Below are 22930 nucleotides of genomic sequence, written 5' to 3'. Positions count from 1 at the left end.
GATGCCGATGCTGTTAAGCGAAGCAGAAGGCAACACGGAGCATGGCGTTTTACGCCAGTCATGCACTGATCCCGCGCGGTCGGAGACCCTCTGCACGTCGGGAAGTCCTTCGCACAGAAACTGGGAGATCTCAGCGGCGCCCGGTGCGCAACCACCGGGCGGAGCAGGAAAGGCCAAAAGCTGTAACCCTGCTGTCTACGCCGCCGAGAAGTCGGATACCCGATCGACCCAATGTAAGTCATCGCTTACAGGTGTTGTCAGTGTTTGTGTTGAAAACACTGCTCTTTTTGCTGAATTTGTTTTTAAGTTAATGTTTTATAGGGTTTTTATAGGGGCAATGAACATTCGAGATAAATTTTGGCCGGGTTGTGCCGCTGCCCGTAACAGCTAATATCACACCCGTGTTTAGGGACAAGCACAGGTCATCAGGATGATGATCAGGAACATCGCAAGAAGCGATTCATCAGGATGATGGGTTGGGAAATTAAGGGATTAGGGAATTAAAGTGGGCGGCGCAAGCCGCCCTTTTTTTGCGCGTGCTGTTTGTGACACCAGCCTGGCGGGCAGTTGGCCCGGAGCCTAAAAGTAAAAGACCCGCACTTGGCGTAATGCTGTTCACTTAAGAAACGGTCGAGCTCGACCAGTCCCCTCGCCCCTTCGGGGAGAGGGTTAGGGCGGCCGCGTTCGGAGAGGGGGAAACTGGCAGTTTTGCGGTGTTTTCTGCCCTCTCCCCCAGACCCTAGGCGTGCCCCCAATAAATGGGAGAGGGGAGTCAAACGTGTGCAACCTTAAGTGAACAGCATTACGCACTTGGCGGGTCTTTGTGTTTCAGGGCGAACTCAGCGCTCCAAGTATTGCAGCTTGTCCTTTACACCATCCCACTCTTCGGCGTCCGGCAGGGCATCTTTCCTTTCGGTGATGTTTGGCCAGACTTCTGCCAGTTCGGCGTTCAGCTCGATGAACTCCTGCATGCCGTCGGGCACTTCGTCTTCGGAGAAGATTGCCTGGGCCGGGCATTCTGGCTCGCACAGGGCGCAGTCGATGCACTCGTCCGGATGGATGACCAGAAAGTTCGGGCCTTCGTAGAAGCAATCCACCGGGCAGACTTCCACACAGTCGGTGTATTTGCACTTGATGCAGTTGTCGGTGACGACGAAGGTCATGTCTGATTCTCTCCTCGGGCGGCGGTCTGGGCCCTTTCTGTGAAGGGCTGTCAGGCGCTCTGTATGTGGCCGCGGCTCAGGCTGTAAACCGGGCGGTCGTAAAATTGCGCGCGATTCTAGCAGTTTGTTGTATTGAACGTTAGATCTGCGTCTTCCATGTATATAACAGCTCCAGCGCTTTGCGCGGAGTCAGATCATCCGGGTTGATCTTGTGCAATTGCTCCAGCAGTGGGTGCGGCACGCTGGCGAACAGGTCACTCTGCATCGGCGCTTGCGGCTGGCCGGGCGCCTGGCGTGGCAGATCGTGCGCCAGGCTGGTAGCTTCCAGGCGCGCCAGATGCTCGCGGGCACGGCTAATCACCGTGCCCGGCACGCCAGCCAGTTGCGCCACGGCCAGGCCGTAGCTCTGGCTCGCGGGGCCTGGCTGAACGTGGTGGAGGAAGACGATACGCTCGTTGTGCTCGGTGGCCGAGAGGTGCACGTTGGCCACCACCGGCTCGCTTTCCGGCAGCACGGTCAGCTCGAAATAGTGGGTGGCGAACAGGGTGAAGGCGCGCAGGCGCGCCAGATGCTCGGCCGCCGACCAGGCCAGCGACAGGCCGTCGAAAGTGCTGGTGCCACGTCCGACCTCGTCCATCAGTACCAGGCTGCGCTCGCTGGCGTTGTGCAGAATGTTGGCGGTTTCGCTCATCTCTACCATGAAGGTGGAGCGGCCGCCGGCCAGGTCATCGCTGGAGCCGATACGGGTGAAGATGCGGTCGACCAGCGACAGTTCGCAGGCCGCCGCCGGCACGAAGCTGCCGATATGGGCCAGCAGCACGATCAGTGCGGTCTGGCGCATGTAGGTGGATTTACCACCCATGTTCGGCCCAGTAATGATCAGCATGCGGCGGTTGTCGTCGAGATCCAGGTCGTTGGCCACGAAGGGTGTGGTCAGCACCTGCTCGACCACCGGGTGACGGCCCTGGTCGATGCGCATGCACGGCTCGTCGACGAAACGCGGGCGGTTCAGGTCGAGATTCAGCGCGCGCTCTGCAAGATTGCTCAGCACGTCCAGTTCGGCGAGGGCTGCGGCACTGTCCTGCAGCGGCGCCAGATGGCCGATCAGGCGCTCGAGCAACTCGTCGTAGAGCATCTTTTCGCGGGCCAGGGCGCGGCTCTTGGCCGACAGCGCCTTGTCCTCGAACTCTTTCAGCTCGGGGGTGATGAAGCGCTCGGCACCTTTGAGTGTCTGTCGGCGGATGTAGTCAGCCGGCGCCGACTCGGCCTGCTTGGTCGGCAGTTCGATGAAGTAGCCGTGCACGCGGTTGTAGCCGACCTTGAGGTTGGCCAGGCCGGTGCGCTCCTTCTCCCGCGCTTCCAGATCCATGAGGAACTGTCCGGCGTTCTCGCTCATGGCCTGCAGTTCGTCCAGCTCGGCGTCATAGCCGCTCTTCAGCACGCCGCCGTCGCGGATCACCGCCGGCGGGTTGTCGATGATGGCGCGGGCCAGTAGGTCGGCCAGTTCCGGGTAGGTGGAGATGCTGCTGGCCAGCTGTTGCAGGTGCGGGGTATCCAGCGAGGTCATCGCCAACTGCAGCTCGGGCAGTGCTGCCAGGGCGTCGCGCAGGCGGGCAAGGTCGCGCGGACGGGCGTTGCGCAGGCCGATACGGGCGAGAATACGCTCCAGGTCGCCGATTTCCTTGAGCAGCGGCTGCAGCGTTTCGAAGCGATAGCCATCGAGCAGGCGGGCGATGGCGTCCTGACGCGCCTCCAGCACCGCGCGATCACGCAAGGGACGGTTCAGCCAACGGCCCAGCAGGCGGCTGGCCATGGCGGTCTGGCAGCGATCCATCACCGATTGCAGGGTGTTGTCGCGGCCGCCGGCGAGGTTGATGTCCAGCTCCAGGTTGCGGCGGCTGGCACCATCGAGGATCACCGTGTCGTCCAGGCGCTCGTGACGCAGGCTGCGCAGGTGAGGCAGGGCGGTACGCTGGGTTTCCTTGGCATAGCTGAGCAGGCAGCCGGCGGCGCCGATGGCCAGGGTCAGGTTCTCGCAGCCGAAGCCTTTCAGATCCTGGGTGCTGAATTGTTGGCACAGGCTCTTGAAGGCGCTGTCGCGGTCGAAATCCCAGGGGGCGCGGCGGCGCGAACCTTTGCGCTTCTCGGCGGGCAGGCCCAGCGGCCAGTCGTCCGGGATCAGCAGTTCGGCGGGGCTAAGTCGCTCCAGTTCGGCCAGCAAGTTTTCCCAGCCCTTGATCTCCTGCACGCTGAAGCGGCCGCTGGTGATGTCAAGCGCGGCCAGGCCGAACAGGCGCTCATCACCGAGGACAGCAGCCAGCAGGTTGTCGCGGTGCTCATCGAGCAGGGCTTCGTCGCTGATGGTGCCGGGGGTGATGATGCGTACCACCTGACGCTCCACCGGACCCTTGCTGGTGGCCGGGTCGCCGATCTGTTCGCAGATCACCACCGATTCGCCGAGCTTGACCAGCTTGGCCAGGTAGCCTTCGAGCGAATGGAAAGGAATGCCGCACATGGGAATCGATTGGCCAGCCGACTGGCCGCGTGCGGTCAGGGTGATGTCGAGCAGCTTGGCTGCCTTCTTCGCGTCTTCGTAGAAAATCTCGTAGAAGTCGCCCATGCGATAGAACATCAACTGATCCGGGTGCTGGTTCTTCAGCTTCCAGTACTGCTGCATCATCGGGGTGTGGGCGGAGAGATCGGTCATGCCGGGCCTTACGTGCGGTGGGTGTGACGAAGCCGAGAATTTTCCCACACTTCGACCGTTGCGTGGGTGCGATTCGTTGTTGATTCGGACTCAGCCGGGTATCTATGTCCGGCCTGGGATGGCGTCTCTGGTCGGAACCCCCGCGTCGCCTTCCTGCCTGAGTCTTTCTTGTTCATGCGCAACGATTCGCAGGTGGCGGAGTCTGTGGTTTCCATCGACCGTGCAAGCTGTGTAGGGTTTGCAGCTCACGATGGAGGTATGAATATGGACAGAATCAGCGAGTTGGCTGAGCTACTGGGCGAGGCTCTAAAGACGCAGGGGGCTCAAGTCACCACGGCTGAGTCGTGCACGGGAGGTGGTATCGCTGAGGCCATCACGCGCATCCCCGGCTGTTCGGCCTGGTTCGAAGCCGGCTATGTCACCTATTCCAATGCACAGAAGAGCAAGCAACTGGCAGTTCCGGCCGAATTGTTCAGCAGTGTGGGCGCCGTCAGCCGCGAAGTGGTCGAAGCGATGGTGCGTGGCGCTCAAGCCAATAGCGGGGCGCGCTATGCGGTGGCTGTCAGCGGGGTGGCGGGGCCGGGCGGTGGTTCCGTGGAGAAACCGGTCGGTACCGTCTGGTTGGCCTGGGGCGATGGCGAGCGTCTTTTCAGTGTGCGCAAGCAGTTCGCTGGTAACCGCGATGAGGTGCGCCGACAAACGGTCGAGGCCGCTCTGGCGGGGCTTCTGCGCCTGTTGGAGGAGGAAAATCCGCTTGTGGGGTAGGCGGGCGACTTGCCCTGTGGAATAATACTGGCTACTTATACAGTTGTCGGCGGCCCTCGAGGCCCTTGTTAATACGTGAGGATGGTAATGGACGAGAACAAGAAGCGCGCGTTGGCGGCTGCCCTGGGTCAGATCGAGAAGCAGTTCGGCAAGGGTGCGGTCATGCGCATGGGCGACCATGAGCGTCAGGCCATTCCGGCCATCTCCACCGGTTCGCTGGGGCTGGATATCGCGCTGGGCATCGGCGGTTTGCCAAAAGGCCGTATTGTTGAAATCTACGGCCCAGAATCCTCCGGTAAGACCACGCTGACCTTGTCGGTGATCGCCGAAGCGCAGAAGCTTGGCGCCACCTGTGCCTTCGTCGATGCCGAGCACGCACTGGATCCGGATTATGCCGGCAAGCTCGGCGTCAACGTCGATGACCTGCTGGTATCGCAACCGGACACCGGTGAACAGGCGCTGGAAATCACCGACATGCTGGTGCGCTCCAATGCCATTGACGTGATCATCGTCGACTCCGTGGCGGCTCTGGTGCCCAAGGCGGAAATCGAAGGCGAAATGGGTGACATGCACGTCGGTCTGCAGGCGCGCCTGATGAGCCAGGCGCTGCGTAAGATCACCGGTAACATCAAGAACGCCAACTGCCTAGTGATCTTCATCAACCAGATTCGCATGAAGATCGGTGTGATGTTCGGAAGCCCGGAAACCACCACCGGTGGTAACGCGTTGAAGTTCTATGCCTCGGTTCGATTGGACATCCGTCGTACCGGCGCGGTTAAGGAAGGTGAAGAGGTCGTGGGTAGCGAAACCCGCGTGAAGATCGTCAAGAACAAGGTCGCGCCACCGTTTCGTCAGGCCGAGTTCCAGATTCTCTATGGCAAGGGCATCTACCGTAATGGCGAGATCATCGATCTCGGCGTGCAACAGGGTCTGGTCGAGAAGTCGGGTGCCTGGTACAGCTACAAGGGCAACAAGATCGGTCAAGGCAAGGCCAATGCGGCCAAGTACCTGGAAGACAACCAGGAAGTGGCGCGCGAGATCGAAGGTCTGATTCGCGAGAAGTTGCTGGCCAGCAGTGCTCCGGCCAAGGCTCCGGCTGCCGATCTGGCTGATGCTGAAGTCGACTTCTAAGTCGTCAGAGCATGACCGTCGTACTGGATAACCCGCTCGCCGTCAGGCGGGCGGCCATGGATCTGCTGGCGCGACGTGAGCATGGGCGTGTCGAGCTTACGCGCAAGTTGCGCAAGCGTGGCGCCCCCGAGGACATGATCGACACGGCCTTGCAGCAGCTGTCAGAGGAGGGCTTGCTATCCGAGGCCCGCTATCTGGAAAGCTTCGTCGCTTATCGTGCGCGTGCTGGTTACGGTCCGCTGCGTATTCGTGAGGAGCTCGGCCAGCGTGGGCTCGCGCGTGGTGATATCGATCAAGCTCTGCATGAAAGTGGTATCGACTGGTTCGAGCAGTTGCGTGAAACCTGGCAGCGCAAGTTTGCCGGTCGGCTTCCGGGTGATGCTCGTGAGCGTGCTCAACAAGGCCGGTTCCTGGCCTACCGTGGCTATTCGCTGGATATGATTGGGCGTCTGTTGCGCGGTTGCGACGAATAGCTCGTCAGTCTGCTCAGGCTGGCTGAACGGCCAACTGACGTAGATGGCTCGGCACGTCTTGTGCGCCGGCCAGGCGCAGTCCCTCGCCAAGCGCAGTGGCTTCCTGATGCTCTTTGGGCAGGAGGAGGAACTCTGGGGTGCCGGCTTTCTTCAGTAGTGACAGGCGCGCATAGGGTATGCCGTTGTCCAGTAGCAGTCCCATGAAGCTGGGGTCGCTCCAAGCCGCTTCTGGCATGGCCAGTACGTGATAGCGCTTTTGCAGGTTGTCCAGGCCCGCTTCATTCAAACGATAGCGAACCAGATTGGCTGGCAGCAGCACTTCCAGTTCGCGTCTGCGCGCATAGGCGATTGCTCCAGCGAAGGCTTCGCCTTGCACATCCCCTGACCAGAAGGTGCGTGAGCCGCGCCAGTTGGCCTGACGCAGCTCGATCGGTTCGCCAGCGAGAAAACGCGGCAACGCCAGGCCGATGGTTTTGACGAAATCCTTGTAGCTGATGATGCGCACCTGCTTGCAGTGTTCGCTTGCTGCGTAGTCTTCGAAGCTCACGTAGCCTGGCGCAGGGCAAGGGTAGGCGAAGCCGTCGATCAGGCGCAGATCGAAAGTCTGCAGTTGCTGCATTTGCGCTTCCACTACTTGAGTCAGCGCTGAATGTGCCTGTGCTTTGTCTTCCTGTACCGGGCCGGAGAGTGCGCCGCGAGGCAGGTTGAGCAGAAGCTGCAATTGCGGGCCGTCATGCCAACCAATACTTTCGACCGCTGCAGGCAACGGTTTGAATGGCAGGCGCAGGGCGCTGGCTCTGGCGAATATCTGTCGTGAGTTGCGGCCGAGCAGACCCATGCGCTGGGCCAGGGCTGCCAGGCGGCTACTGAGAGTTGAGGATTCGGACAGGCTCATGGCCGGCAGATCGCTCCTGAAGCGTCTGCTGCAGTGTGGCAGACGCGGATGGCTATTGCCCATATAGCGTAGCGCGGCGCGGGAGTGCCTGTCGCGTTGCGGGTCTGTGGCAAAATAGCCGCATTCATTTGCGAGGGTGCCTCCATGCCCAGCTTGGTGCTGGATATTGCGTTATCGGCCGAACGATTGCAGGCCATCTATCGTGGCCAGGCCAACCGGATTATGGCGCAAAGCCGGGATGGGCGCCGCGTCAGTTTGCCGGCCCACCATCTGCGGCCGTATCTGACTCACGCCGGTATCTTTGGTTCCTTCGTACTGGAATTCAGTAACTCCGGCGAGCTGCTGAGTTTACGCCCTTTGGACTGATCTGGCGCGCCTGCCTCGCGCCGACGACGCCTGCGCGGCTATAATCGCCGGCTGCCAACCCCCTACCTGTCGAGCTGAGCCTGATCATGTACTCCCTGGCCCGCGAGCTGCTGTTCAAACTGTCCCCGGAAACCTCTCATGAGCTGTCCATCGATCTGATCGGTGCAGGTGGCCGGCTGGGGCTCAATGGCTTGCTGACCAAGGCGCCGACCAGCCTGCCAGTAAACGTGATGGGTTTGCAGTTCGCCAATCCGGTCGGTCTGGCGGCAGGGCTGGACAAGAACGGCGATGCTATCGATGGTTTCGCCCAGCTCGGCTTCGGTTTCGTCGAGATCGGCACCGTTACCCCGCGTCCGCAGCCGGGCAACCCCAAGCCGCGACTGTTTCGTCTGCCGGAGGCCGAGGCGGTGATCAACCGCATGGGTTTCAACAACCATGGTGTCGATCGCCTGCTCGAGCGGGTCAAGGCAGCTAAGTTCAAGGGTGTGCTGGGTATCAATATCGGCAAGAACTTCGATACGCCAGTCGAGCGGGCGGTGGACGATTACCTGGTCTGCCTGGACAAGGTGTATGCCCATGCCAGCTACGTTACGGTCAACGTCAGCTCACCTAATACGCCGGGGCTGCGCAGTCTGCAGTTCGGCGATTCGCTGAAGGAGTTGCTCGAGGCGCTGCGTCGTCGTCAGGAGGATCTGGCTCAGGAGCACGGTAAGCGCGTACCGCTGGCGATCAAGATCGCCCCGGACATGAGTGACGAAGAAACCGCGCTGGTGGCATCAGCGCTGCTGGGCGCAGATATGGATGCGGTGATCGCCACCAATACCACGCTCAGTCGCGAAGGTGTCGAAGGTCTGGCCCATGGGGATGAGGCCGGCGGCTTGTCGGGCGCGCCGGTACGCGACAAGAGTACGCATATCGTCAAGGTGCTGGCGGGTGAACTGTCAGGTCGTTTGCCGATCATCGCGGTCGGCGGTATTACCGAGGGCAAGCATGCAGCAGAGAAGATCGCGGCCGGGGCGAGCCTGGTGCAGATTTATTCGGGATTCATCTACAAGGGGCCGGCGCTGATTCGCGAGGCGGTTGATGCGATTGCCGCGCTACGTAAATAAGCCGCTTAAATGAATAGGGCTCCCGAAGGAGCCCCTGGGCTTGCGCCCGCCGCCCGGAGGGGGTCGGCATGGTGAAGTCGGGTGTGATCCTGATCAGCCGACAGCGTGAAGTTCGTTGAGTCGATGAATACCGGCCGTACCGGTCAGCCCATCCCAGTTGTCACCACGGCCCTCACGCCAGCCATTGAGCCAGGCCTGACGAACCGAAGGTAGGGTAAAGGGGCAGAGTTCGCGGGATTTACCATTGATGCCGTACTGATAACCGCGCAAAAAAGCTCTTTCTAACGGATCACGCTTAAGTCTTCTCATAGGGTGTTGCCCTCACTGTTGACTGTTATGTCCCGTTGGCCTTGTGGCAAGGCCGGGCAGACGTTCTATCTGCCAACGAAAGTCCACTGCCGGCGTGGCGAACTTTCTGCGCCTTCGCCGTTGCAGCGAAAGCTCTAGGTAGTGTTCTAACGAATGCACCGAGGCCTGTGAATGATCGATTTGTCATAAGGGCGTAACCTAAATGCAGGTGAGGCCATAAGGGCGCTGGAGATACGTCCAGCACCTTTCAGCCAGACGCCGTCGTATCTGGCTATGCGAGCCGATACCGTCATTTTGATACTGCAAATGAGAGTGCTTACATATTCCGACGAAGGGTCGCGCTGTGACTTTTTGTCACTTATTTTGAGTCGAGGTGCATCGCTGTACCTCCCTGATTGCCATAGGCAGTGGAACATCCATGTCTGAACGTTACGAAATCGTACTGACCTGCCCCAAAGGGCTTGAAGGCCTGTTGCTGGAAGAGGCCAAGGCGCTGGGCCTGGAGGAGGTGCGCGAGCAGACTGCTGCAGTACGTGGCCATGCCGAGATCGAAGTGGCCTATCGCCTGTGCCTGTGGTCGCGCCTGGCCAACCGCGTGCTGCTGGTGCTGTCGCGCTTTGCCATGAACAACGCCGACGAGCTTTATGACGGCGTGCAGGCAGTAGACTGGCGCGACCATCTGGAGTCGTCCGGCAGCCTGGCGGTGGAGTTCAGTGGCAATGGTTCGGGCATCGACAACACCCACTTCGGCGCGCTCAAGGTCAAGGACGCGATTGTCGACCGGTTGCGTACCGCGGGCGGCGAGCGGCCCAGCATCGACAAGCTCAACCCGAACCTGCGCGTGCATCTGCGCCTGGACCGCGGTGAGGCGGTGCTTTCTCTGGACCTTTCCGGTCATAGCCTGCATCAGCGCGGTTATCGCCTGCAGCAGGGTGCTGCGCCGCTGAAGGAGAACCTGGCTGCGGCGGTGTTGATCCGTGCCGGTTGGCCGCGCATTGCCGCTGAGGGTGGCGCCCTGGCTGACCCGATGTGCGGTGTGGGCACCTTCCTGGTGGAGGCGGCGTTGATGGCAGCCGATATCGCCCCCAATCTCAAACGTGAGCGCTGGGGCTTCTCCAACTGGCTCGGCCACGTGCCGGCAATCTGGAAGAAGCTGCACGCCGAAGCCGAGCAGCGCGCGGCAGCGGGTCTGGCCAAGCCGCCGTTGTGGATTCGTGGTTACGAAGCCGATCCGCGGCTTATCCAGCCTGGGCGCAACAACGTCGAGCGCGCCGGATTGTCCGACTGGGTGAAGATCTATCAGGGCGAACTGGGCAGTTTCGAGCCGCGCCCGGATCAGAATCAGAAAGGTCTGGTGATCAGCAATCCGCCCTACGGCGAGCGCCTGGGCGACGAAGCCAGCTTGCTGTACCTCTACCAGAACCTCGGCGAGCGCCTGCGTCAGGCCTGCTTGGGTTGGGAGGCAGCGGTATTCACCGGCGCGCCCGAATTGGGCAAGCGCATGGGCCTGCGCAGTCACAAGCAATATGCCTTCTGGAACGGCGCACTGCCGTGCAAGTTGTTGCTGATCAAGGTGCAGACCGAGCAGTTCGTCACCGCCGAACGGCGTGCGCGCGAGGACGATCAGCCGTCAGCGAACGAGGCGCCGCAACAGGCGCGCCTGTCCGAAGGCGGGCAGATGTTCGCCAACCGCCTGCAGAAGAACCTCAAGCAACTGGGCAAATGGGCGCGTCGTGAGGGGGTCGAATGCTACCGCCTGTACGATGCCGATATGCCCGAGTATGCCGTGGCGGTCGATCTGTACCGCGACTGGGTGCACGTACAGGAATATGCCGCGCCACGTTCGGTCGACCCGGACAAGGCCCAGGCGCGGCTGCTCGATGCCTTGGCCGCAATCCCACAGGCGCTGGGCGTGGCGCAGAGTCGCGTGGTGATCAAGCGCCGTGAGCGCCAGACCGGTACCAAGCAGTATCAGCGTCAGGCCGCGCAGGGCGAGTTCATGGAGGTGAATGAAGGCGGGGTCAAGCTGCTGGTCAACCTCACCGACTATCTGGATACCGGGCTGTTCCTCGATCACCGTCCGTTGCGCCTGCGTCTACAGCGCGAGGCCGCTGGCAAGCGCTTCCTCAACCTGTTCTGTTACACCGCGACGGCTACCGTGCATGCGGCCAAGGGTGGTGCGCGCAGCACCACCAGCGTGGATCTGTCGAAAACTTACCTGGACTGGGCGCGGCGTAATCTCGCGCTCAACGGTTTTTCCGACAAGCACCGTCTGGAGCAGGGCGACGTGATGACCTGGCTGGCAGAGGATCGCGGTGAGTACGAGCTGATCTTCATCGACCCGCCGACTTTCTCCAACTCCAAGCGCATGGAAGGCGTGTTCGATGTGCAGCGTGACCACGTCGAGTTGCTCGACCTGGCCATGGCGCGCCTGGCCCGTGGCGGTGTGCTGTATTTCTCCAACAACTTCCGCAAGTTCCAGTTGGATGAAAGCCTGCTGGCGCGCTACCAGGTCGAAGAGATCAGTGCGCAGACGCTGGACCCGGACTTCGCCCGCAACCCGAAGATCCACCGCGCCTGGCGTTTCACCGCCCGCTGATTACATCGCTAGGATACAATCCGGGGTCTGGTTCATGAAAACCCCCGGATTGTGTCCGGGCTACAAAAATCGTCAGCGCTTGGGCTGCTTGTAGGTTTCCAGCAGCACCTGATCGAGGATCGAGGTGGCGCCCCAGGGTTTTGGGTCGTTGAGGATGGCCACCACAGCCCAGTCCTGGCCGTTGCTGTCGCGGCTGTAGCCGGCAATGGCGCGCACGTTGTTCAGGGTGCCGGTCTTGATGTGCGCCTCACCCACCAGCGGCGTGCGCTGCAGGCGCCGGCGCATGGTGCCGTCCATTGCCACCAGTGGCATCGAGCTGCGGAACTCGGCAGCGTAAGGGCTGCGCCAGGCCGCCTGAAGGATCAGCGCCATTTCCCGTGCGCTGATGCGTTCGGCGCGCGACAGGCCGGAGCCATTCTCCATCACCAGATGCGGCGCCGTGATGCCCTTGCGGGCCAGCCAACTGCGAATGACACGCTGCGCGGCCATAGCGTCATCCTTGTCGGCTTCCGTACGGAACTGTGCGCCGATGCTGAGAAACAGCTGCCGAGCCATGGTGTTGTTGCTGTACTTGTTGATGTCGCGGACGATCTCCACTACGTCCGGGGAGAAGGCGCGCACCAGCATGCGGGCTTTTTCCGGAACAGGGCCCAGACGGTCCTTGCCAAGAATCTTGCCGCCCAGCTCCTGCCAGATACCGCGTACCGCGCCGGCGGCGTAGCTGGGATGGTCGAGCAGCGACAGGTAGGTCTGCGCACTGCAGCCTTCAGCCAGTTGGCCGCTGACGATCAGGGTCGTGCCGTCGTACTGCTCCACCGCGTTGTAGCGAATGTCAGGCCATGCCGGGCAGGTTGCAGCCTTGAGCACGCGAACCTGATTGTCGATACGGACTGTGGCGATTGGCGGGTCCATGGCGATATGCACCTTGCCGCCTTCGGCGCGGGTGATGAAACGCTGCGCCTTGAGGTTGACCAGCAGGGAGTCGGGTTTGACCAGGAAGGGTTTGTTGGCATCGCCACCGTCATCATTGAACGCCGGCAACTGCGGGGCCACGAAGAAGCTGCGATCGAGTACCAGGTCGCCCTGAACCTGGCGCACCCCGTTGATGCGCAGGTCGCGCAGCAGCAGCCAGAGTTTCTCCATGTTCAGTTTCGGGTCGCCGCCACCCTTGAGGTAGAGGTTGCCATGCAGCACACCATCCTTCAGCGGGCCATCGGCATAGAACTCGGTCTTCCATTGATGGTTGGGCCCCAGCAATTCCAGGGCGGCGTAGGTGGTCACCAGCTTCATGGTGGAGGCCGGGTTGACCGAGATATCGGCATTGAACTGCAGGCCGCCAGCCTGCCCGCCCAGAGGCACGGTCATCACCGACAGCGAGTTGTTGGAAATCTTGTTGGCCTTCAGCGCCTGCTCGACCTTGGCAGGGAGTGCGGCGCTGGCAGCGTGGCAGGACAGGGCGAGGGGGAGAAGCAGGGCGCTCAGCGCCAGTTGACGAAACCGCTGAATCATCGACAGGAACCTTCCGCAGTCAGGCGGGAGTGACGTGGGAGACAGACAAACGACAGTCCGACTCGGGGAAAAGTTGCCGGCATTATGCCGCAAGATTCTGCTCGCAGTCGGCCCCGCCGGGTTAAAAACAGTCACTGCAAACAGCTGGCGTTCAACATGTTCGAGGGGCTGCTGGGCGACACAAAGCAGGCGCTATGCCTGCGAAACTGCTAGAGTGCCGCGCGTTATTACCTTTGAGGATTGTTTCATGGCGACCAACCGTTCCCGCCGTCTGCGCAAGAAGCTCTGTGTCGATGAATTCCAGGAGCTGGGCTTCGAGCTGACCCTGAACTTCAAGGCCGACTTGAGCGACCAGACCCTCGACGATTTCGTCGATCAGTTCCTCGATCAGGCCATCGCCGGCAATGGTCTGGATTACGTCGGTGGCGAAGACTTCGGTCTGGTCTGCCTGGCCAAGCGTGGCTCGGTCAACGAGGAGCAGCGTGCTGCCGTCGAGGCCTGGCTGAAAGGCCGTGACGAACTGGAGAAGTTCGAACTCAGCCCGTTGCAGGACGTCTGGTACCCGGAAAACCCGATCAACCAGGCTTGATCGCTACTCGGCGCCGGGTTCCCAGGCGCCGCCTCAGCTTTTGGCTGATCCAGGCCATGGCCTGATACCTGACTGCAGGAGCGGCTCTGCTCTCGAGTCGAAGCGTTGATCAACGTTTCGCGAGCAGAGCTCGCTCCTACAGCACTCCTGCCTTTTCCAAGACCATCTGTTCGTCCACCTGATCGATCTGTTCGGCCTGCATGAAACGCTCGGCGTAGCGCCGGTAGATGCCTGCGCGAATGAACAGAGCGAACAGCTGCGGGTCGATGTGCGCACCCTTGCACATGCCGGCCATGATGTTCAGTGCCTCCGACAGCGTCTTGCCTTTCTTGTAGGGGCGATCCACCGCCGTCAGTGCTTCGAAGATATCGGCGACTGCCATCATGCGTGCCGGCAGGCTCATCTGTTCGCGCGTCAGGCGTTTGGGATAGCCCGTGCCGTCCATCTTCTCGTGGTGCCCGCCGGCGATCTCGGTGACATTCTGCAGATGCTTGGGGAAGGGCAGGCGGTCGAGCATCAGGATGGTCTGCACGATATGGTGGTTGATGATGTAGCGCTCTTCGGCCGTCAGCGTGCCGCGGGCGATGCTCAGGTTGTGCAGTTCGCCACGGTTGAATTTGTATTGCGGCACTTCCAGCTTGAAGCCCCAGCGATTGTCTGGCGCGATCACCTCCTGGTCGGCGCGCTCGATCAGATGGTCGAGGCGGTCAGCGAGCAGCGGCTCCTCCACCGGCAGGCTGCTGGGGGCCGAGTGTTCCAGGCGCCTGGCTTCCTCCCAGGAAACGCCCAGGCGATTGTCCAGTGTGCGTAGCCAGCGTCGCTCGGCGATCTGCTTGAGGCGAGTCTGGTCGTCATCGGCCATGGCCTCGCCACCCAGATTGATGCGCGCGATGAAGGCGAATTCGTCGTCCAGATCGCTCAGCAGCTGGTCGCGCAGAGCCGCCAGTGCGCTTTCTTCAGCACCTTCGGCACGACCACGCCAATAGGCGACCCAGGCATCGCGCTTGAGTACCTCGAAGCGCATGCGTATTTCGTGGATGCGGTCGTACAGGGTTTCCAGCTTGGTCGCCTTGTCCACCACGTACTCGGGGGTGGTGACCTTGCCGCAATCGTGCAGCCAGGCGGCGATATGCAGCGCCTCCCACTCCTCGTCGCTGGGGTTGTAGTCACGAAACTCAGGGGCGTCGCTCTCGGCCGCAGCACGGGCGAGCATCAGGGTGATTTCCGGTACGCGCTGACAGTGGCCGCCGGTATAGGGACTCTTGGCGTCGATGGCGCCGGCGATCAGTTGAATGAAAGCATCGAGCAACTGCTTCTGCCTGGCTAGCAGACGCTGGCTCTCGATGCACAGGGCTGCACTGCCTGAGACGGCGTCGACGAAGGCGACGCGATCCGGGCTGAGCATGCTTTCGTTATCTTCGCCGGTATCGCGTTGCAACAGTACCAGCACGCCAACAGTGTCGCCCTGGCGGTTATGCAGGCCGGCTGCAATCAGGTGCAGGCGTGGACTGTCCATGGCCGACAGCAGCCCTTGAAATTTACCCGCCTGATCGAAGCCGATGGAGGTGGCGACGCTGTCGCCGCCGCTGGCTGGACGTTGCAGCCAGCTGGGTAAGGTCGGATCGTCATGAGCCAGTCCGTGGATGCCCAGATCGGCGAGGCTGCGGATCTGGCCGTCGATGACCAACCCCTGTGGCTCCAGGCGGCCGCTGTCATTGTCCAGCAGATAAAGCAGGCCGCCCTGGGCCGCGCTGATGGAGACGGTAGCGTCCATCACGCGTTTGATCAGTGCTTCGAACTGGGTTTCCGCAGACAGGCTGGCGGCGATGTCGAGGAAGCTCGACAGAGTGTCCTTCATGCTGCTCATCGACACTGCTAGCTGGTCGACTTCGAGAATCGGCGAGCGCCCGCTGGCCGGGTAGGCGAAGTCGAAGCGGCGGATGGCCTGCGCCTCCTGCACCAGGCTACGCAGCGGTTTGACCACCAGACGTGAAGTCAGCCAGCCCAGCGGCAGGCACAGCAGCAGGGTGGTGAGAGTGATCAGCGCGCCCTGCCAGCGGATGCGATAAGCCTCTGCCAGCAGCTCTTGCTCGGGCACCAGCAGGGCCAGATGCAACCCCTGTGGGCCGCCCTCCTGAATGTGCCGGTGAGCCATGGCCCAACGCTGCTTGGCCAGTTCGACGATGCCCTCGTCTCGTTCGTTCAGTTGGCCGGACAGCAATTCGCCCAGGGCCGGATTGAGCTCGCGGACCTTGACCAGCGATACCTTGCCGTCGATCTCCTTGAGCAGGCGGTTGCTCTCGGGGTAGGCCACGGCATTGCCGTCGTTGTCGGCGAGTACTACCTGACTGTTGGGGGTGACGCGGTGGCTGGCCAAGGTGGCCGAGAGATCGTCGAGCGTCAGGTCGGCGCCGATCACGGTGGTCAGGCCGCTGCGCCTGGCCAATGTGGTGCCGATTTCCTGGGTGGAGAAGAACAGATAGGGCGCGGTGGTGATCTGTCCACCATCGCCGCGCGCGCGCTTGAACCAGTCGCGCTGCCTGGGATCGTAAGGCTCGCTGAGTTTCTGCCGGCGGCTGAGCGGGTTCAGTGAGCCGTCATAGAACAGGTAATCGCTGTCGGTCCCGGCGCTGCTGCGGTCGATGGCCCAGACCTGATAAGCCGCTTTGTTCGGCGCGTTGAGGCGCTGCTTGAGCATGTCGCTGCGCAACGGTCTGACCATGAAGAAGTCGCCATCCTCATAGCCAAGATAGATCGAGGCCAGTTTGGGGTTGTCGCGCAGGGCCTGAACGAACAGCGGCAGCATTTCCAGGCGTTCATCGAGCGTGTCGGCCTCGGTGGCCGGGTGCAGCGCCAGCAGGCTGAGCAGGTGGCGTATGGGGCGGTAGGTATTGTCCAGATCTCTCTGTACGTCGTGCTGGATGCGCTCGAAGAGTGTCGAACTGCTGGAGAAGATCAGCCGGCTGGTCTGCTGGTAATTGAACAACCCGAGCACGGCACCGGTGAACAGCAGCAGAAGCGTGAACAGGACACTGATATGAACGTGCAGGGGGAAACGGCGTTCTCTGGGAGCGGCGGTATTGAGCATCGCACTTCACTCCTTGCGGGCGCTGCAGGCTTGAACAGCATAGTGAAGAGTGGGCGAATCTGCCGAAAAGTTATAAAGGCTGCCGAGAATTGTCCGCGGCTTTGCTCGGCTTGTTCAGTCGCAGGCGCAAGCCATGAACCAGAAGCGCCACGGTCAGGCTCAAGGCCACGCCGATCAGCGCGTTGAGCAGGCGCACCTCCGCCAGGTGCCAGTCCTGAGCAAGGCTCTCGGCCAGGAGCACGAAGCACAGGCTGGTCTGCAGCACGAACAAGCCGTAGTGATTGGCCTGCAGCGCACGGCTGAGAATCACCAGCACCAGCAAGGTGATGACCATCGTCGGGGGGCTTTGCAGGCTGTGACCGAAGACGATCAGCAGGCCGGCGGCAGCGAGGCTGGCCAGGCTCGCTTGCAGCGCTCGAACCAGGCTGCCCTGGAATTCCAACTGTAGCGTGGTGATGACGGTCAGCGTCAGCCAGTAACCCCGCGACAGGCCGGCCAGGTTGACGATCAGCCCCGAGGCGGCGAAAGCCAGCATGCAGGCCAGGGCGTGCAGGCGCCACTGTTGGCGCGGTAGGCGCTGCGCGTGACGCTTGAGTACTTTGAGAATGGCGAGAAAGCGCGGCATGTACGGCCACATGCGCAGACCATGCAGGCCGCGCAGGCCGAAGGCCAGCAGCATGACCCAGAGCCCGCCGAGGATGAACAGCGTGGCCACTGCGTAGGGGTTGTGCAGATTGCCGATGCCGAACTGTCCCTGGCCAAGGCACAGGCAGATGCTCAGGCCGATACCCAGCTTGCCGGCTTCGCTACCGAAGCGTTGCAGCCAGGCCAGCAGCAGGCCGAAAGCAGCGAAAATGCCCAGGCTGAGCAGGGGGTGACTAGCCGCCCAGAAACCGAGGCCGGCGCTGCAGGCACCGAGGCCGGTGAGCAGCAGCATGCGCAGCATGCCGAAGCGGTGCAGCGGATTGGCCTGAGCGGCCTGAAAGGCGCCAGCCGAGGCCCAGAGAAAACCACTGTGAGCGGTGAACAGGCCGAGCACCAGCGGCAAGGCACAACCCAGCCCGGCGACCACGGCCGGCCCCCAGGCCGGCGGGCCGGCATGCCAGGTGAAACTGTTGCGAATCAGGTTCTTCATGCGCTGTTTTCGTCAGATCGGGCTCGAACGGCCCGTCATTTCCCTCGCCATTTCCGTAGCGTAGCTGTCCGTCATGCCGGCGATGAAATCGATCACCCGCATGAACGAGCGATACAGGGGCCAGCCGGGTTCAGGCGCGTAGTAGCTGAGCAGGTCGAGGATGCGCCGGTGCTTGAACGAGAGCGCACGCCCACTGTGCAGCTCCAGTGCTGCACCGCAGAAGGCGTTGAGAAGAATTTCCAGCGTGGTGTAGGCGCCGATTTCATGCAGCGTCTTGCGCTTGTCGTGGAAGATCTTCTCGCGTGCCAGTGACTTCGCGCTCTGCACGCAGTGCTTGGCCGCGCCGTGCATGTGCTCGACCAGATCGCCCTGCAGGCCACCACCCAGCAGGGCGTGCTGTTGCTCGACGGAGGCGCCGGCCGCGGCGTTGGTCAGGTGTTCGATGGCCTTGCCGCGCAGGATCGCCAGCTTGCGTCGGCGTGAGTCCTTGGGGCCGAGCTGGCGATAGGTTTCCGGCAGATCATCGCCCACCAGGTCGAGCAGCAATGCCTCCACTTCGGTGTAGTCGAGCAGTTCCATCTCCACGCCGTCTTCCAGGTCGATCAGGCCGTAGCAGATGTCGTCCGCCGCTTCCATCAGGTAGACCAGCGGGTGACGCGCCCAGCGCTGCGTTTCCAGTTGCGGCAGTTCAAGCTTGGCGGCGATCTGTTCGAGTAGCGGCAGCTCGCTCTGGTAGCAGCCGAACTTGTGTTTCTTGTAGCCCTGTGCGTCCGCATGGCGGGCCGTCCAGGGGTACTTGAGGTAGGTGCCGAGGGTGGCGTAGGTCAGCCGTGTACCGCCGTCGAACTGGTGGTACTCCAGCTGGGTGAGCACGCGAAAACCCTGGGCGTTACCTTCGAAATTGAGAAAATCGGCGCGTTCGGCATCGCTCATCGCATCCAGCCAGCCGCGTCCGGCGGCCTGCTGAAACCAGTGGCGAATGGCGTCTTCGCCGGAGTGGCCGAACGGCGGGTTGCCTATGTCGTGGGCCAGGCAGGCGGACTGCACCACCATGCCCAGGTCGCTTGGCGTGCACCAGTGGGGTAGGTCGTCACGCAACATTTCGCCGACGCGCATGGCCAGCGAACGGCCGACGCAGCTGACTTCCAGGGAGTGGGTCAGGCGGGTGTGGATGTGGTCGTTGCTCGACACCGGGTGCACCTGGGTCTTGCGTCCCAGGCGGCGGAAGGCACCGGAGAAGATGATGCGGTCATGGTCCTTGTGGAAAGGACTGCGTCCCAGTTCTGCAGAGCTGGGTGCAGGTTTACCGAGACGTTCGCGGGTGAGCAGGGTGTGCCAATCCAAGGCCTATCCTCGCCAAGTTGATCCAGGCCTCCTAGCTTCGGCGTTCGCGCAACGCAGCGCAACCCGAGGCAAGGATGATGATTAATGGGTAGTCAATAAATTGTCTTTTCTGCATATGCTTAACGATTATATTGGACTTGTTTGTAAGAAAGTGACATGTATTTGACTGTTTGCGATTGGCGAGTTTAAGTGACACCTGTGGTTGCTTGTTATTTGACGGAGTGTGGTGAAGGAGAGGGCTTCGCATACCGGCAGTAGAGGTTGCTGGGGTGAACGTCATGGACAGCTTGCCATTGTGCCGGACCATGCACCCCGTATCAGCGAGGCGCAGCTGCCACGCCTTCATTGTTCATCTACCTATTTCCCGTGCACCGACCTTGCTGGAGCCGAGTCGTCTCGCTCTGGCGTGCTGGCCCTATGGGCTGTCTGGTCGTTGGTAGTTGTCTCGGCCTGGAGGCCTCAGTCGAGTCGACCGTTTTTCAGACGACGTGCGTATATCGTCCGTGTGCGGGTTAACGCATGGGAGCTGTACAGCGTGGATGACGGCTAGGATCACCCCGTCCATATCCATTTCGAGGAGGGCTGTCTGCTGAGCAAGACCACCGATGGCAGGAATGTGGCGATTGCTGCGCATGAGAAGGGACGCAAGGACGTATTCAATATCACTGATCGTACTGTCCTTCGCGTGCTGATACGGTTTCGCGACTACAAGGGCAAGTACGTGATGCACTGCCACAACCTGATCCACGAAGACCACGCCATGATGCTGCGTTTTGACATCGTCTGAGCCAGCCGGTGGTTTGCCATGAATACGCGAAGAAAGGTACTGGCAGAGCTGGGCGTCGCTGTGTTCGGCTGGGCCGCCTGGCGCTCGGGCAGCAGCGTGCAGCAACCGGCTGCGCCGCTGGCCGGGGTGGGCGGTACACGCTTTCCCAATGTCCCGCTGCTGACCCACGAGGGGCGTGAAGTGCGCTTCTACGACGACCTGGTGCGTGGCAAGGTGGTGGCGATCAATATGATGTATGCCCAGTGGAGTAACAGTTGTCCGGCTACCACCGCCAACCTGCGTCTGGTGCAGGAGATGCTCGGCGAGCGCGCCGGGCGCGATGTGCACCTGTATTCGCTGACGCTGCAGCCGGAGCTGGACAGTCCCGAGCGTTTGCGCGAGTACGTCGAGCGTCATCATATCGGTCCCGGCTGGCAGTTTCTCACCGGCGCGCGCGCCGATATCGAACAACTGCGCCGCGCCCTGGGTTTCTATGACGTCGACCCGGTGGTGGCCCTCAACGATCTGAGTCATACCGGCATGCTGCGCATCGGCAACGACGCACTGGACCGCTGGACCATGGCGCCGTCGCTGACTGATGCCGCGCAGATACTGCCCACCATCAATCATGTCGACAGCAAGGTGGTGCACACCGCCTATCGCCCGAGTGACGCACCTGCCGAGCAGTTAGCGCAGGCGTAGACGTTCTACTTGCACACGGCCGCCGGCATCGAGGCGGCCGCGTACCTGCACGTAGGCGCCGGGGTGCGGCGCATCGTCCAGGCGCGTGCGCGCGTCGATCAGTAGCGCCAGACCGTCCAGCCTGCCGGCATCATCCAGGCGGCCATGCAGACGTACTCGGGCGTCCACCGGCACGGTTGCTGGCTGCCCGGCAGCGTGCGCCTTGTTCGATCCAGGCCACGATCAGATCGATTTCCGCATCGGTGAGATAGGGCAGGGCCGTCGTACGGCATGCGCGGTCGCGCCTGGCCGCGAATACGCCGCACCAGCTCGCTGGCTACAGGGTTGCCGGGCACCACGCGGGCGCGCTCGCCGCTGGCCAGCGGTCGCTGCGTAGGATGACAGTAGATAACCCTCGGGAACCGCGCCCATCAAGCCGCTGGCGGAATGGCAGGTAGCTCAGCGGCGCAGCAGGATAGCTTCGACGTGTCGGTAGTCGACCACCTCGTCGAGGCTTGGGACGGCGGCGGCAGGCCGGGTCATGCTTTCGTTGCCTGCTGGCAGGTCGGCGTTTATCCAGCGTTCGACCATGGCGATCTCGGCGGCTTCGAGAAATGGCGGGCCGCTCAGCGGCATGCGCGGTTGGCTGCTGCCCGTCAGGCGGCGCAGCAGCGCGCTGCCGGCAGCATCGCCAGCGTGGACCACCGGCCCGCGCTGGCTGCCGCGCAACAGATTTTCCAGGCTGTCCAGGCGCAGGCCCAGCGGGGCCTGCGCGCCGCTGTGGCAAACCAGGCAGCGGTTGGCCAGTAGCGGAGCGATGTCGTCGTGGTAGGTCGGGGATGCGGCGGCCAGCACACTGGCGCTGAGCAGCAGTAGGGTGAGCAGGCGCAGGGCTAGCCAGAGCATAAGCGCAGCCTCGAAGACTGGGGCAGATCATTCAGCCGTTCGGCGCGAGGCTTCTGTGGGCACGGATGTATCCGAGGTGCGTCTGGCTCGAGGCGCGCCTTGTTCGACTGTGCCGAGAGAAGTCCGATAGCCTGTTGCTAAGCCTAGCTGCGTACTCAGAAACCGGCGGCGTCGATGTCCACCAGCAGTAGGCGACGACCATTGTCGATGAACTGCCCGGCGGTCAGGCAGTACTGGTTGGTGGTGGCGTCGCGGTAGGTGGTGGAGAGCGTCAGGCGCCGCTCTTCCCAGCCTTCGGCCAGCAGTTGATAGAAGTAGGGACGCCATGACCAGTTATGCCCAAGGTAGCGTTCATCGGCCTGCCAGATGTTCTGGCGCCACTGCAGGTTGGGTGTGAGCTGGGTGCCGTGGCGGTCGCACTGATAGATGCGCAACAGCCAGGGATAGTTGTCCGGCGCCTCAAGGCTCGTTGCCGGGGCGCCGCTTTCGGCCCAGAAGCGGAGTTCGGACATCAATTCGGCCAGTTGCTGGCGCAGGCTGACCAGGCGCGCGCGCTCGGCGAGTTTCTGCTGTACATAGCTGTCACGCAGGCGCGCGAAACGGCCGACGAAGGCGTCGCTGGCGAACAGTTCCTCCTCCGGCCTGGCGAACAGGAACCCCTGGACGTAACGGGCGCCGCACTCCAGGGCGAAGTTCAACTCGGCTTCGGTTTCCACCCCTTCGGCGATGATCCAGCAACCGGTCTTTTCGGCCATCTGGGCCAGCGCCTTGACCACTTCGCCGCTAGGGCCGCCGCGAGCGGCTTCCTTGAACAGGCGCATGTCCAGCTTGAGGATGTCCGGTTGCAGTGCCAGCACGCGGTCGAGCTGCGAATAGCCAGCGCCGAAATCGTCGATAGCGATGCGCGCGCCAGCGTCGCGGTAGCGCGCCACCACGTCGGGTAAGCGCTGGCTGGCACCGCCCAGCTCGGTGATCTCGAAGACGATGCGCGCAGGGTCGATACCGCTGCGCTGCAGTTGAATCAGGCTGGGCAGTGGCTGTGCCGGGCGCAGGCGGCTGATCCAGCGTGGTGAAATGTTCAGGCTCAGGAACCAGTCCGCCGGAGCCTGGTGGACGCGCTGCAGGGCATCCTCGCGTACCTGGCGGTCGAGGCGGCGCAGGGCTGCTGGCGGTGTTTTCGGGTCGGCGAACAGCGGCCCGGCCGAGCGCACCTGGCCCTCGGCATCGCGTAGTCGCGCCAAGGCCTCGACGCCTGCGATTCGGCCGGTGGCGGTGTCGATAAAGGGTTGGAAGACGGCAAAAGGCAGTCCGTCGATCACCTGGGATTTCCTTAGCGCTCAGCGGTTGAGCCACCAGATGGTGGCAGAGTGGCTCAACCTAGCAAGATCGCGGCCA

The 22930-nt window shown here is 62.2% G+C and carries 21 protein-coding genes; 10 read left to right on the top strand and 11 right to left on the bottom strand.

Going from position 1 to position 22930, the window contains the following annotated elements; genetic code table 11:
- A partial coding sequence (locus DBO86_RS26520; RefSeq protein ID WP_482764204.1) for a hypothetical protein occupies positions 1-391 on the top strand: 391 nt, incomplete at its 5' end.
- A gap of 448 nt (positions 392-839) precedes the next feature.
- On the opposite strand, the gene fdxA is transcribed toward DBO86_RS26520, so the two are convergent.
- Both fdxA and mutS read right to left on the bottom strand, forming a co-directional pair.
- Positions 840-1163, bottom strand: a complete 324-nt coding sequence (gene fdxA, locus DBO86_RS07575) for a ferredoxin FdxA (protein WP_003462027.1) — start codon at positions 1161-1163, stop codon at positions 840-842.
- Between the two features lie 139 nt (positions 1164-1302).
- Complete coding sequence (gene mutS, locus DBO86_RS07570; RefSeq protein ID WP_108233377.1) at positions 1303-3870, bottom strand: DNA mismatch repair protein MutS; 2568 nt, start codon at positions 3868-3870, stop codon at positions 1303-1305.
- A 264-nt stretch (positions 3871-4134) separates the two neighbouring features.
- Between mutS and DBO86_RS07565 the strand changes: the two genes are divergently transcribed.
- The 3 genes from DBO86_RS07565 to recX all read left to right on the top strand — a co-directional run bounded on the left by DBO86_RS07565 (position 4135) and on the right by recX (position 6239).
- Positions 4135-4635, top strand: a complete 501-nt coding sequence (locus tag DBO86_RS07565; RefSeq protein ID WP_104730259.1) for a CinA family protein — start codon at positions 4135-4137, stop codon at positions 4633-4635.
- 87 nt (positions 4636-4722) lie between these two features.
- Positions 4723-5766 carry a recombinase RecA gene (recA, locus tag DBO86_RS07560; protein ID WP_074855925.1) on the top strand — a complete coding sequence of 348 codons (1044 nt, stop codon included), beginning with the start codon at positions 4723-4725 and terminating at the stop codon, positions 5764-5766.
- An 11-nt stretch (positions 5767-5777) separates the two neighbouring features.
- Positions 5778-6239, top strand: coding sequence for a recombination regulator RecX (gene recX / locus DBO86_RS07555; RefSeq protein WP_074855928.1), 462 nt, complete (start codon positions 5778-5780; stop codon positions 6237-6239).
- Positions 6240-6252: 13 nt separating this feature from the next.
- On the opposite strand, the gene DBO86_RS07550 is transcribed toward recX, so the two are convergent.
- Positions 6253-7134 carry a DUF6685 family protein gene (locus tag DBO86_RS07550; RefSeq protein WP_074855930.1) on the bottom strand — a complete coding sequence of 294 codons (882 nt, stop codon included), beginning with the start codon at positions 7132-7134 and terminating at the stop codon, positions 6253-6255.
- Positions 7135-7278: 144 nt separating this feature from the next.
- On the opposite strand from DBO86_RS07550, the gene DBO86_RS07545 reads away from it, so the two are divergent.
- Complete coding sequence (locus tag DBO86_RS07545; RefSeq protein ID WP_003462010.1) at positions 7279-7500, top strand: DUF2835 domain-containing protein; 222 nt, start codon at positions 7279-7281, stop codon at positions 7498-7500.
- An 86-nt stretch (positions 7501-7586) separates the two neighbouring features.
- Positions 7587-8609 carry a quinone-dependent dihydroorotate dehydrogenase gene (locus DBO86_RS07540; RefSeq protein ID WP_074855931.1) on the top strand — a complete coding sequence of 341 codons (1023 nt, stop codon included), beginning with the start codon at positions 7587-7589 and terminating at the stop codon, positions 8607-8609.
- A 93-nt stretch (positions 8610-8702) separates the two neighbouring features.
- On the opposite strand, the gene rmf is transcribed toward DBO86_RS07540, so the two are convergent.
- On the bottom strand, positions 8703-8918 hold the full coding sequence (gene rmf, locus DBO86_RS07535) for a ribosome modulation factor (protein WP_003244273.1): 216 nt from the start codon (positions 8916-8918) through the stop codon (positions 8703-8705).
- Between the two features lie 418 nt (positions 8919-9336).
- On the opposite strand from rmf, the gene rlmKL reads away from it, so the two are divergent.
- Entirely contained in the window at positions 9337-11517 is a 2181-nt protein-coding gene (gene rlmKL / locus DBO86_RS07530; RefSeq protein ID WP_108233376.1) for a bifunctional 23S rRNA (guanine(2069)-N(7))-methyltransferase RlmK/23S rRNA (guanine(2445)-N(2))-methyltransferase RlmL, read from the top strand.
- A gap of 72 nt (positions 11518-11589) precedes the next feature.
- Here rlmKL and dacB read toward each other — a convergent pair whose 3' ends face one another.
- The gene (dacB, locus tag DBO86_RS07525) at positions 11590-13026 is read right to left on the bottom strand and encodes a D-alanyl-D-alanine carboxypeptidase/D-alanyl-D-alanine endopeptidase (protein WP_108233375.1); all 1437 of its coding nucleotides are present in this window, start codon (positions 13024-13026) and stop codon (positions 11590-11592) included.
- Positions 13027-13273: 247 nt separating this feature from the next.
- On the opposite strand from dacB, the gene DBO86_RS07520 reads away from it, so the two are divergent.
- Positions 13274-13615 carry a YggL family protein gene (locus DBO86_RS07520; RefSeq protein WP_045735171.1) on the top strand — a complete coding sequence of 114 codons (342 nt, stop codon included), beginning with the start codon at positions 13274-13276 and terminating at the stop codon, positions 13613-13615.
- 136 nt (positions 13616-13751) lie between these two features.
- On the opposite strand, the gene DBO86_RS07515 is transcribed toward DBO86_RS07520, so the two are convergent.
- The 3 genes from DBO86_RS07515 to DBO86_RS07505 all read right to left on the bottom strand — a co-directional run bounded on the left by DBO86_RS07515 (position 13752) and on the right by DBO86_RS07505 (position 19182).
- On the bottom strand, positions 13752-16703 hold the full coding sequence (locus DBO86_RS07515) for an HD domain-containing phosphohydrolase (protein WP_108233374.1): 2952 nt from the start codon (positions 16701-16703) through the stop codon (positions 13752-13754).
- A gap of 70 nt (positions 16704-16773) precedes the next feature.
- A complete protein-coding gene (locus DBO86_RS07510) occupies positions 16774-17838 on the bottom strand; it encodes an FUSC family protein (protein WP_108233373.1) in 1065 nt (354 codons plus the stop codon).
- A gap of 12 nt (positions 17839-17850) precedes the next feature.
- Positions 17851-19182, bottom strand: a complete 1332-nt coding sequence (locus tag DBO86_RS07505) for a deoxyguanosinetriphosphate triphosphohydrolase (protein WP_108233372.1) — start codon at positions 19180-19182, stop codon at positions 17851-17853.
- 565 nt (positions 19183-19747) lie between these two features.
- Between DBO86_RS07505 and DBO86_RS07500 the strand changes: the two genes are divergently transcribed.
- Both DBO86_RS07500 and DBO86_RS07495 read left to right on the top strand, forming a co-directional pair.
- Positions 19748-19969: a multicopper oxidase domain-containing protein gene (locus tag DBO86_RS07500; protein ID WP_255312120.1), complete on the top strand. Its 222-nt coding sequence runs from the start codon at positions 19748-19750 to the stop codon at positions 19967-19969.
- A gap of 18 nt (positions 19970-19987) precedes the next feature.
- Positions 19988-20650: an SCO family protein gene (locus DBO86_RS07495; RefSeq protein ID WP_108233371.1), complete on the top strand. Its 663-nt coding sequence runs from the start codon at positions 19988-19990 to the stop codon at positions 20648-20650.
- Here DBO86_RS07495 and DBO86_RS26515 read toward each other — a convergent pair.
- From DBO86_RS26515 to DBO86_RS07485, 3 genes are all read right to left on the bottom strand, one after another.
- Positions 20636-20818, bottom strand: a complete 183-nt coding sequence (locus tag DBO86_RS26515) for a hypothetical protein (RefSeq protein ID WP_241198158.1) — start codon at positions 20816-20818, stop codon at positions 20636-20638. The genes DBO86_RS07495 and DBO86_RS26515 overlap by 15 nt on opposite strands.
- Positions 20819-21088: 270 nt before the next feature.
- Positions 21089-21535: a c-type cytochrome domain-containing protein gene (locus DBO86_RS26510; RefSeq protein ID WP_244185523.1), complete on the bottom strand. Its 447-nt coding sequence runs from the start codon at positions 21533-21535 to the stop codon at positions 21089-21091.
- Positions 21536-21690: 155 nt separating this feature from the next.
- On the bottom strand, positions 21691-22854 hold the full coding sequence (locus DBO86_RS07485) for an EAL domain-containing protein (protein WP_104730267.1): 1164 nt from the start codon (positions 22852-22854) through the stop codon (positions 21691-21693).
- Between the last annotated feature and the right edge of the window lie 76 nt (positions 22855-22930).

It is taken from the genome of Ectopseudomonas oleovorans (genome assembly GCF_003052605.1).
Taxonomy (GTDB): Bacteria; Pseudomonadota; Gammaproteobacteria; order Pseudomonadales; family Pseudomonadaceae; genus Aquipseudomonas; species Aquipseudomonas oleovorans_A.
The sequence above is the reverse complement of the archived record's forward strand: the minus strand, read 5'-3'. Positions and strand labels throughout refer to the sequence as shown.